This is a genomic window from Planomonospora algeriensis, from assembly GCF_977012225.1.
In genome coordinates this window covers 1-9,955 of the sequence record NZ_CDRNDK010000231.1, presented here as the reverse complement: position 1 = coordinate 9,955, position 9,955 = coordinate 1, and the positions used below count along the sequence as shown (strand labels likewise).

Genomic DNA, 9,955 nt, shown 5'->3' with positions numbered 1-9,955 from the left:
TCGATGACGGCACCGGCCGGCGTCACGGCGGCCAGAGCCGAGCACGGGAGGACGGCGGAGGCGGCGGTGGCCGCGGCCTGGGCAGACCTCGACGACGCCCTGTGCGACTACGGCATGGCCAGGGAGGCGAGTGAGAGCCCGCGGGCGCTGGCCCGGCGCCTGGCGCGGCAGTACGGGTTCGACGCGGAGGCGACGGCTTCGGTGACGAGGATCGCCGCTGCGGTGGAGCGCCTGCTCTTCGCCAGGACACCCGGCGCGACCGGACCCATGAGCGAGGACGTCCGGCGGGTCCGGCGCGCCCTGGCCGCCACCGTGTCACGCGGAAGGCGGATCCGGGCCGTCCTGCTCCCCCCGTCCACGCTGCTGCGGATCCGGGCGGCGGGGGCGCGGGCGCTCGACGGTTTCGACCGGCTCGGCAACATCCGGCTCAGGCTCCCGGCCCGCCGGGACGCCTGACGCAAGGCACGGCAAGTGACAGGGGAAGGGCCCCGGCGCGCGCCGGGCCGCTCCCGTGCCGGGGACCGGAGGAACCCTGTGGCCCGCCCGCCTGGGACGGGATCCTGCTCCGGGGCCGGATCGTCCGGGACCGGATCGGGAATCGCGGCGTCACAACGGCATCACGACACGACGGGACCGTCACCGAGCCGCCGGGGCGCGCGGAGGCGCCGGACGAGCGGTGAGCCGCCCCGTGGAGGGCGGCTCATCCGCTGACCCGCGGAAAAGGCGGGGAGAGTCAGCGCTCGTCGTGGCGACGGCGCCAGCGCTCTTCCATCCGCTCCATGAAGCTCTGGCGGGAGCCGCCGCGGCCCGCCGCCTTGCCTCCTCGCTGACCGCGGGGAGCCGGGGACGATGAGCCCTCACCGAACCCGTTCATCCGCTTCCAACTGGACAGACCCCACAAGCACGCGGCGAGCATGACCACGAAACCGCCGACGCCGAGGGGGATGAGGTTGATCACAACGCCGACCATCAACAGGACGACGCCGAGGACGAAGCCGATGGAGGCCTTCACCAGACGCCGCTTGTAGTGACTGCGCGGATCACTGATCCTTACGGTATTGGCCCACTTCGGGTCCTCGGCGTAGAGGGCCTGCTCGATCTGGTCGAGCAGGCGCTGCTCGTGCTCAGAGAGCGGCACGGCGCCTCCCAAGGACAGCCCCAGGACGGGGAAAACGGTGACGGACGACACGGGGTGTCCGAACCTCGCGGTCGGTTATCCCCAGAATACGAGGCTGTAGACGTAGACGAAAGAAAACGTCCAACGTAGTCCAAACCGGAGGTGCGATCACGGCTATTCCTCCTCGGATCGGATGCGGACGAGCGAGGCGGGGAGCACCGCGTCGCGGCCGAACCTCCGCGCCGCCCGGTCCATCGCCCGCTCGGCCTCCCGCCAGCCCGTCTCCCGCTCGCCGAGGGCGAGCTGCCGGGGAGCCCCGTCGGCGGGAAGCAGGTTCTCCACCCGGACCCCGACCAGGCGGATCAGGGTCCCCTCCAGGCCGGAGGCGGCGTACAGGTCGCAGGCGACGGAGTAGAGCTCCCGGGCGACGTCGGTGGGCTCGGCCAGGGTCCGGGACCGGGAGAGCGTGCTGAAGTCGGCTCGGCGGAGCTTGACGCTGACCGTGCGGCCGGCGTGGCCGCCCTCCCTGAGCCTGGCGGCGACCCGCTCCGACAGCCGGAGCAGCTCCCTGCGGATCTCCACCGGGTCGTCCACGTCCGCGGCGAAGGTCTCCTCCGCGCCGATGCTCTTGTCGGGCGCGTTCGGGGTCACCCGCCGGTCGTCGCGGCCCCAGGCCAGCTCGGCCAGATGCGCGCCGGAGGCCCGGCCCAGCTCGCGCTGGAGGGTCTCGACCGGCGTCCTGGCGAGGTCGCCGACGGTCCTGACGCCGAGCCGCGCCAGGGAGCGCTCCGTGCGCTCCCCCACGCCCCACAGGGCCGCCACCGGCAGCGGGTGCAGGAAGTCCACCACCCGGTCGGCGGGCACGACGAACAGCCCGTCGGGCTTGCAGTGCTGCGAGGCGAGCTTGGCCACGAACTTGCTGCTCGCCACCCCGACCGAGCAGGTGACGCCGTGCTCGGCGGCGACCCGCTCGCGGATCATCGCGGCGATCCCGGCCGGCGGACCGAGCCGCCGGCGCGCCCCCGAGACGTCCAGGAAGGCCTCGTCGGAGGCTATCGGCTCCACTTCGGGGGTGAAGCTCCGGAAGATCTCCATGACGCCCCGGGACACCTCGGAGTACTTGCCGTGGCTCGGCGGGATGACCGTGGCCCGCGGGCAGAGCCGCCTGGCCCGCGTCATGGGCATCGCCGAGTGCACGCCGTACCTCCTCGCCTCGTAGGTGGCGCTGAGGACGACGCCGCGCGGGCCGGGCGCGCCGATGATGACGGGCGTGCCGGCGAGCTCGGGCCGCTCCCGCAGCTCGACGCTCGCGAAGAAGGCGTCCATGTCGGCGTGGAGGATCGGGCAGCCGCTGTCGTCCCCGCCCAGGTCGGAACCGGGACGGGGAACCTGCTGTTTCCTCGACACGGCGCCATCCTATGGGAACACCCGTTCGGGGCGGGCCTCATCGGTGGCCGAGGATGTGCAGCTGGGAGGCGATGTCCCGCAGGACCGGATGCTCGGCCGCGGCCTGCTCCAGGGCGATCAGCGCTCCGGCCGCGCCGGGCTCGCCGTCGATCAGCCTGCTCGGCACGAGGTCGGCGAAGATCCGCACCCCGTGGACCTCGCCCGGCCGCAGACCCGAGGCGCCGAGGAGCCGCACCAGCGACTCCCGGGTGAAGCGCCGGGGTGTGGGGTCGCGGTCGCCCCAGCGGCCCTCGGGGTCGCCGAGGACCTGCAGGGCCTCGTCGAACCGGCCGGAGACGGAGCGGTGCAGCACGGCCGCCAGCGGGTTGGCGGCCAGCACGCTGACCAGGCCGCCCTCCCGCAGCAGGCGGGCCATGGCGGCCAGCGCCCCGCCGGGGTCCTCGACGTACTCCAGCACGCTGTGGCAGAGCACCAGGTCGGCGCCGCCGGCCGGGAGGAGGTCCCCCAGGTCCGCCGCGTCCCCCTGCAGCGCGCGGACGCCCACTCCCGCCTCGGCGGCGCGGCGCTCCAGCGCCGCCAGCGAGTCGGGGCTGGGGTCCACGACCGTGACGGCGTGCCCGAGCGCGGCGAGCGGCACGGCGAAGCCCCCGGTGCCGCCCCCGGCGTCGACGATGTCGAGGCGGTCACGGCCGGCCTCGGCCACGCGATCGGCCAGCGCCGCCCGCAGGACGTCCCAGATGACGGCGGTGCGGACCGCCGGAGCCCCGGGCTGCCGCGAGGTGCCTACGGCATGCAACTTCCGATCGCCTCCTTCGTCGGTGACGAGCCCAGCCTACGCCGCGCCGGTGGAACGGGCGACGCGCCCGGGTGCCCGCCCGTCCGCAGGAAGGGGCGAGACCCTCCGCGGGCCGCGGAACCTACAGTGCCAGAGAGGGCTTGAGCTGCTTGAACCGGGCCAGCAGGCCGTTGACGAACTGCGGCGACTCGTCCGTCGACAGCTCGGAGGCCAGGCCGACCCACTCGCTGATGACGACGCCCTCGGGGACGTCGGGCATCCAGAGCAGCTCGTAGGTGCCGCCGCGCAGCAGGTTGCGGTCGACCGCGGGCATGCGGTCGAGCGTCCAGCCCTCGGCGTAGGTGGTGATCAGCTCGTCGATGCGCGACCGGTGCCGGCACACGCCCTCGACGATCGTCGCGGTGTACTCGTTGACCGGCGGGTCGGCCCGCTCCAGCCGCTCGGCGAGCACCCGGAGCGGGTCCTCACCGCGCGCCTCGGCTTCGAACAGGACGTCCAGCGCGCGCCTGCGCGCCTTACCGCGTGCCGACATCAGGCGCGGCCGAGGTAATCGCCGGTGCGGGTGTCGACCTTGACCTTCTCGCCGGTGGTGATGAACAGCGGGACCTTGATCTCCGCGCCGGTCTCCAGCTTGGCGGGCTTGGTGCCGCCGGTGGAGCGGTCACCCTGCAGGCCCGGCTCGGTCTCGGCGATGGTGAGCTCGACGGCCGCGGGGAGGTCGACGTAGAGCACGTTGCCCTCGTTGATCGCCACGGTGGCGAGCATGTTCTCCAGCAGGTAGTTGGCGGCGTCGCCGACCGCGGTGCGCGAGACGTGGAGCATGTCGTAGGTCTCGGTGTCCATGAAGACGAACTCTTCGCCGTCCATGTAGGAGAACTGCATCTCGCGCTTGTCGACGTTGGCCACCTCGACCTTGACGCCGGCGTTGAAGGTCTTGTCGACGACCTTGCCGGACATCACGTTCTTGAGCTTGGTGCGAACGAACGCGCCGCCCTTGCCGGGCTTGACGTGCTGGAACTCCACAACCGTCCAGAGCTCACCGCCCTCGAGCTTGAGCACGAGACCGTTCTTGAGGTCGTTCGTCGTCGCCACTGGTTTCTCCTGCGTACGGCCGCTCTTGGGGACAAGCAGCTCTTTGGTCGTCCGGTGTGGGGAGCTCCGGTCCGTCCTCACGCGTCATGGGCGCCTCCCCTGCGGGGGCGCCCTGAGCACCTTGTCCCCGCAGGGTCCCCTCAGAGACTCTGCGGGGTCCCCCGCGGGCCCTGTCCCTGCGGCGGACCCGGGGGCGGATCGGTGATCGGAACTCGATCGTCTAGTCTACCGTGCCCGCGCCCGCGCTCCGGTTCCGCGGGAAGGCCCCCGGGTCCCGCACCCGCCGGAACGCCCGCGCCCCGGCCGGGACGCGGGCCGTACGGCGGCTGGTGTGGCGGGACCGGCACTCCGGACGCGAGGTGTACGCGCCGGTCGCGACCGGGCCGGACGGCGGGTTCACCGTACGGCAGGCGGCCGGGCGGCTGACGGCCGGGACCTGGGACGCCTATCTGGAGCTGGACCTGGGCGGTCCCCCGGTGCGCTTCCGCGTCGAGGCGGCCGCGGAGCTCATCGCCCCGGCGCGCACGTGGTGGCGCGGGACGGTCCGGCGGACCGCCAAGCCGTACGGCACGGCGGGCAAGGGGCGGCTCAGCGTGGTGGTCAGGGCGGTTCCGCTGCACACCCTGCTCCGGCGCATGCTTCGTTAATGCCTGAATGTTGCAATAACAAGCCGATGGCTTAGGGTGAGAGCAAATCCGCCCATCGGAGGCTTGTCGTGCACGTTCCTGACGGTTTCTTCAACGCGGCCGTGTCGGTCTCGGCGGCGGCGGTCGCGGCCGCCGGGGTCGCGGTCTGCCTGCGCGGCGCCCGCCGCGAGCTCGACGACCGGACCGCTCCGATGGCGGGCCTGGTGGCGGCGTTCGTCTTCGCCGTCCAGATGCTGAACTTCCCGGTCGCCGCGGGAACCAGCGGCCACCTCCTCGGCGGGGCCCTGGCCGCGATACTCGTCGGGCCGTACACCGCGGTGCTGTGCATGGCGGTGGTCCTGCTCGTGCAGGGCTTCTTCTTCGCCGACGGCGGCCTGACCGCGCTGGGCGTCAACATCACGCTCATGGGCCTGGTCACCGTCCTGGTCGGCTGGGGCGTCTTCCGGTTGATCACCCGGAGCCTGCACGGCCGCGCCGTGATCACCGCGGCCTCGTTCGCCGCCGCGCTGGTCTCGGTGCCCGCCTCCGCGCTGGCCTTCACGCTGCTGTTCTGGGTCGGCGGCACCGCGCCCGTCGAGATCGGCACGGTCGCCGCCGCGATGGGCGGCGTGCACGTGCTCATCGGCATCGGCGAGGGCCTGATCACCGCGGTCACCGTCGGCACCGTGCTCGCCGCCCGCCCCGACCTGGTGTACGGCGCGCGCGGCCTGGCCGCCCCGCTGGTGCTGCGCGGTCCCGGCGGCGAGAGCACGGTGGCTCCGCAGGCCCCGGCGCCGGCCGCCTCCCCGCGCCCGGCGCGGCCGTTCCTGCTGGCGGGCGTCGGCGTCACGCTGCTGCTCGCCGGGGTCGTCTCCTTCTTCGCCTCCGGCGACCCGGACGGGCTGGAGAGGGTCGCCGAGGACGAGGGCTTCCTCGGCCAGGCCACCGACCACGCGCTCGGGTCGTGGGCGCTGGCCGACTACGGCGACGTGGGCGGCGTCCCGGTCGGGGTCGCGGGGCTCCTCGGGGTCGGGATCACGATCCTCGTCGCGGGAGCCGTCGCGTACGCCGCGCGCCGCCGGAAGGACGGCACGCCGGACGGGACCCGCGAGGCCGTCGAGACCGGCGGGTCCGTCGAGGCCGCCAAGGTCGGCGGGACCGGCGGGACCGCAGCCTGATGCCCGCCGTACGGCGGGCGGCGCCCGGAAGCCGCCCCCGGTGAGCGCGGGCCACGGCCACCGGCTGCACCGGCCGGGCGACACGCTCGTCCACCGGCTGCCGCCGCAGTGCAAACTCGCCGCGGTCGCCGCGTTCGCGCTGACCGTGGTGGCCACGCCGCGCGAGTGGTTCGCCGCGTTCGGGGCGTACGCGCTGCTGCTGGCGGGGGTCGCCCTGGCCGCGCGGATCCCGCCGGGCTTCGTGCTCCGCCGGATGGCGGTCGAGATCCCGTTCGTGCTGTTCGCGGTGGCGATCCCGTTCATCGGGACGGGGGAGCGGATGGCGGTCGCGGGGCTCTCGCTCAGCGTGCCGGGCCTGTGGGCCGCGTGGAACATCCTGGCCAAGGCCACGCTGGGGGTGTCCGCGAGCGTCCTGCTGGCGGCCACCACCGAGCCGAGGCTGATGCTGCTGGGCGCGCAGCGGCTGCGGCTGCCGTCGCTGCTGGTGCAGATCGCCATGTTCATGCTCCGCTACATGGACGTGGTCGCGGGCGAGATGCGCCGGATGCGGGTGGCCAGGGAGTCGCGGGGATTCGCCGCCCGGGACGTCCGGCACCTGCCGGTGGTCGCCCGGTCGGCGGGGGCGCTGTTCATCCGCTCCTACGAGCGGGGCGAACGGGTCCACCTGGCCATGCTGAGCCGCGGCTACACCGGTTCCCTGCCGGTCGTCGTCGACCTGGCCGCGTCGGCGCGGCAGTGGCTCGTCGCGGCTATGCTGCCGGGCGCGGCGCTGGTGGCGCTGCTCGGCAACTGGGGGATGGCATGACGGCGTCGCTGGAGGTGAGCCGGCTCGCCTACGCCTACCCGGACGGGACGCAGGCCCTGTTCGGCGTGGACCTGCGGGTGGAGCGCGGGGAGCGGGTCGCGCTGCTCGGGCCGAACGGCGCGGGCAAGACCACCCTGGTCCTGCACCTCAACGGCATCCTGACCGCCGGGCACGGCACGGTGACCGTGGCCGGGCTCCCGGTGGGCAAGGACTCCCTGCTGGAGATCCGGCGCAGGGTCGGACTCGTCTTCCAGGACCCCGACGACCAGCTCTTCATGCCGACCGTCCGCGAGGACGTCGCCTTCGGCCCCGCCAACCTGGGGATCCGGGGAGAGGAACTCCAGCAGCGGGTCAAGGACGCGCTGGAGAAGGTCGGCATGCTGGAGGCGATCGACCGTCCCCCGCACCACCTGTCCTTCGGCCAGCGCCGCAGGGTGGCGGTGGCGACCGTGCTGGCCATGGAGCCGGAGATCCTGGTGCTGGACGAGCCGTCGTCCAACCTCGACCCGGCCTCGCGCCGCGAGCTCGCCGAGATCCTGCGGAGCCTCGACGTGACCGTGCTGATGGTCACCCACGACCTCCCCTACGCCCTGGAGCTGTGCGAGCGCTCGCTCATCCTGTCCGGCGGGGTGATCGCCGCCGACGGGCCGACCCGGGAGCTGCTGGCCGACGCCGAGCTGCTGGCCGCGCACCGGCTGGAGCTCCCGTACGGCTTCACCGTCGCCTGAGGCGCGCCGGCCTCCGGGTGAGGCACGGCCCGGGCTCAGGCCGGCCCGGGCTCAGGCCGGCCCGGCGTACGGCCGGCCCGCCCTGGCGGCCTCCAGCAGGTCCCGGGTCAGGACCGTGCCGCGGGGCCAGCCCGTCGCCATGAGCTCCTCCAGGCCCCGGGGCGCCGGCTCTCCGCCCTCGGGGGCCAGGGCGTTGACGTCGGCGAGGAGCCGGTCGGCCAGCAGGGCCAGGGCGGACGCGCCGGAGCCCCGGTAGCCCCAGCTCAGCCTCTGGCGCCGGTCCATGGGCGCGGGGTAGAGCACGCCGTCCCGGGTCCGCACCCAGACGGGGGAGTCCAGGACCACCTCGGCCAGAGGGCTGGTGGCGGGCAGCCGCTGGGGGACGGCGACGTGCAGCGTCCCGTTGCCGGTGCGGATGACGGGCGCGTCGGTCTCGGGGTCGAGCAGCGTCTCGATCCCCGACCGGTCCGGGTCCAGCAGCGTGAAGGCGGCGGTCCGGCGCGCGGGGACCAGCCGCTGGGTCCACTCGGCGCCCGGCGCGCTGTCGGGCTCCACGGTCTCGGGGTTGCCGAAGGGGAAGTCGGCGCCGCCGTCCCACAGCATGGCCTGGCGCACGCAGGCGGCGGCGAGCACGTCGTCGCGGGAGAGGATCTCCAGCCATCCGGCGCGCCGGACGGAGCGGTCCACGTCGTCCGGCACGGCCGCGGGAACGGGGAGCGGGACGGCGGCCACCACCGTGGTCCCGGGGGTCTGGATCCGGTCGAGGGTCTCCAGGTCCCGCGCGGCCGCCTCGGCGGCGCGATGCTGCCAGATCCGGGCCAGGTTCAGCAGCACCCGCTGGGCCGGGCTGCCCGGCTCGACCACGGAGGCCAGGCAGAGCGCCGGGATATGGTTCTGAACGGGTACGGCCGGAGCCGTGACGGGCGGGCGCCCGGATGCCAGGCCTTCAGCAGCTCGGGGACGCGCAGTTCGAACGGCCAGAAGGGGACGGGCGCGCCCACCGCCCGCGACAGCGCGGACCAGGGCACTTCGTAGACGAGGTCGGGGAGGGCGGGCAGGATCCCGCGCAGCGCGGGGCCGTCGAAGCCGAAGTCGCCCCCCACCGCGGTGATCGCGGCGGCGGACGGGAGCCTCCGGGCGGCCTCGGCCAGTGTGTCGTCTCCGCCGAGGGGGTGGTCCCACACCACCCACACCGGCCCGGCCGCGGTCTGCCAGCCCAGCGCCGTCGCGGAGCGGTCCGACCAGTCCACGACGGTCTCCGTGCCGAGGTAGCGCGCCGGCCTGCCGGCCGCGGGCCAGTAGCCGATCGGGACGCGGTCGCGGAGCTCGGGGAGGGCCCGCGCCGCCCACCGGTACACGTCCTCCGCGTGCCAGTACGGCCGGCCGCGGGCGTCGTATCCCGCGAGCCTGGCGAACCGGCCCTCGTCCACCGCCCGCCGCGTCCGGCTCTGCGGGATGTCGAGCAGGCGGGCGCACCCGTCCGCGTCGAGCCGTTCAGGTTCGGGGCTTCCGGTGAACCTCATTGCCTCAGATAAACACATAAGCCATAAAACCCGCATACATCCGATCACCTATGACCGTTTTCGGCCAATCGTTGCGGGAAGGACTTTCCTCCGGGTCGATGGACAGCGCTTTCCGTCCGGTGCGGTGAGCGGCCCGGTGCGCGAGGGGCCGCATGGGCGGCAGGGAAGGCCCTGGGTGCGATTCCTCCGATGACCCGGGAGGGTATGTTGCTTTTCGGGTGTGCCGGGTGGAACGTCCCTCCTCGATGCCGAACGAGGGATCACCGGGCCGCATGAGCACGCCAGGGGTGATGCCCAATTGACCTGCTCCCCGCCCTGAAAGGGACGGGGATTCCCGTGCCGCTCACGCGGCAACGCACGGCGCGCCGCGCGCTGTGGAACGGGTGCTTGACGCTTCGCCGACCCGGGCAACCCCTGAGTCTCCACGCCCTGAGACGACCGGCCCGGCCGCCTGTCCTCTGATTTTGATGTATTTCGCCGCGTTCACGTCGGCGTGCTCGGTGTGCCCGCAGGCGGTGCAGCGGAAGAGCGCTTGGCTCTCGCGGCTCTTCGCATCCACCCGCCCGCAGGCCGGAACCGAGCACGTCTGGGACGTGTACGCGGCCGGAACCTTGTCGATGACGCTGCGGGTGCAGCGGGCCTTGGCGCGCACCGCGACCTCCAGCCCGTACCAGCCCTTGTCC

The 9,955-nt window shown here is 73.8% G+C and carries 12 protein-coding genes and 1 pseudogene; 5 read left to right on the top strand and 8 right to left on the bottom strand.

What is annotated here, in order from left to right; genetic code table 11:
* A pseudogene (locus ACWJ6R_RS22010) lies at positions 1 to 456 on the top strand (transglutaminase domain-containing protein); the annotation flags it as partial.
* A 277-nt stretch (positions 457 to 733) separates the two neighbouring features.
* On the opposite strand, the gene ACWJ6R_RS22005 reads toward ACWJ6R_RS22010, so the two are convergent.
* From ACWJ6R_RS22005 to efp, 5 genes are all read right to left on the bottom strand, one after another.
* Positions 734 to 1,138, bottom strand: a complete 405-nt coding sequence (locus ACWJ6R_RS22005) for a DUF3040 domain-containing protein (RefSeq protein WP_068894447.1) — start codon at positions 1,136 to 1,138, stop codon at positions 734 to 736.
* Positions 1,139 to 1,291: 153 nt separating this feature from the next.
* Positions 1,292 to 2,524, bottom strand: a complete 1,233-nt coding sequence (gene dinB / locus ACWJ6R_RS22000; protein ID WP_449064044.1) for a DNA polymerase IV — start codon at positions 2,522 to 2,524, stop codon at positions 1,292 to 1,294.
* A 37-nt stretch (positions 2,525 to 2,561) separates the two neighbouring features.
* Positions 2,562 to 3,320 (bottom strand): class I SAM-dependent methyltransferase, encoded by a 759-nt coding sequence (locus ACWJ6R_RS21995; RefSeq protein ID WP_449064043.1) that lies wholly within the window; start codon positions 3,318 to 3,320, stop codon positions 2,562 to 2,564.
* Positions 3,321 to 3,441: 121 nt separating this feature from the next.
* Positions 3,442 to 3,852, bottom strand: coding sequence for a transcription antitermination factor NusB (gene nusB / locus ACWJ6R_RS21990; RefSeq protein WP_449064042.1), 411 nt, complete (start codon positions 3,850 to 3,852; stop codon positions 3,442 to 3,444).
* Positions 3,852 to 4,412: an elongation factor P gene (efp, locus tag ACWJ6R_RS21985; RefSeq protein ID WP_068894172.1), complete on the bottom strand. Its 561-nt coding sequence runs from the start codon at positions 4,410 to 4,412 to the stop codon at positions 3,852 to 3,854. Before efp ends, nusB begins: the two co-directional genes overlap by 1 nt.
* A 230-nt stretch (positions 4,413 to 4,642) precedes the next feature.
* On the opposite strand from efp, the gene ACWJ6R_RS21980 reads away from it, so the two are divergent.
* The 4 genes from ACWJ6R_RS21980 (at position 4,643) to ACWJ6R_RS21965 (ending at position 7,749) form a co-directional block, all read left to right on the top strand.
* Positions 4,643 to 5,059: a hypothetical protein gene (locus tag ACWJ6R_RS21980; protein ID WP_449064041.1), complete on the top strand. Its 417-nt coding sequence runs from the start codon at positions 4,643 to 4,645 to the stop codon at positions 5,057 to 5,059.
* Positions 5,060 to 5,127: 68 nt separating this feature from the next.
* A complete protein-coding gene (locus ACWJ6R_RS21975) occupies positions 5,128 to 6,216 on the top strand; it encodes an energy-coupling factor ABC transporter permease (protein ID WP_449064040.1) in 1,089 nt (362 codons plus the stop codon).
* 40 nt (positions 6,217 to 6,256) lie between these two features.
* Entirely contained in the window at positions 6,257 to 7,021 is a 765-nt protein-coding gene (gene cbiQ / locus ACWJ6R_RS21970) for a cobalt ECF transporter T component CbiQ (protein WP_449064039.1), read from the top strand.
* The gene (locus tag ACWJ6R_RS21965) at positions 7,018 to 7,749 is read left to right on the top strand and encodes an energy-coupling factor ABC transporter ATP-binding protein (RefSeq protein ID WP_449064038.1); all 732 of its coding nucleotides are present in this window, start codon (positions 7,018 to 7,020) and stop codon (positions 7,747 to 7,749) included. The genes cbiQ and ACWJ6R_RS21965 overlap by 4 nt, the downstream gene beginning before the upstream one ends.
* A gap of 51 nt (positions 7,750 to 7,800) precedes the next feature.
* Here the strand turns inward: ACWJ6R_RS21965 and ACWJ6R_RS21960 are convergent, their stop codons facing one another.
* From ACWJ6R_RS21960 to ACWJ6R_RS21950, 3 genes are all read right to left on the bottom strand, one after another.
* A complete protein-coding gene (locus ACWJ6R_RS21960; protein ID WP_449064037.1) occupies positions 7,801 to 8,613 on the bottom strand; it encodes a hypothetical protein in 813 nt (270 codons plus the stop codon).
* On the bottom strand, positions 8,574 to 9,272 hold the full coding sequence (locus ACWJ6R_RS21955) for a hypothetical protein (protein WP_449064036.1): 699 nt from the start codon (positions 9,270 to 9,272) through the stop codon (positions 8,574 to 8,576). The genes ACWJ6R_RS21960 and ACWJ6R_RS21955 overlap by 40 nt, the downstream gene beginning before the upstream one ends.
* 343 nt (positions 9,273 to 9,615) lie before the next feature.
* The coding region (locus tag ACWJ6R_RS21950) for a zinc ribbon domain-containing protein (RefSeq protein ID WP_449064035.1) at positions 9,616 to 9,955 on the bottom strand (340 nt) is incomplete at its 5' end.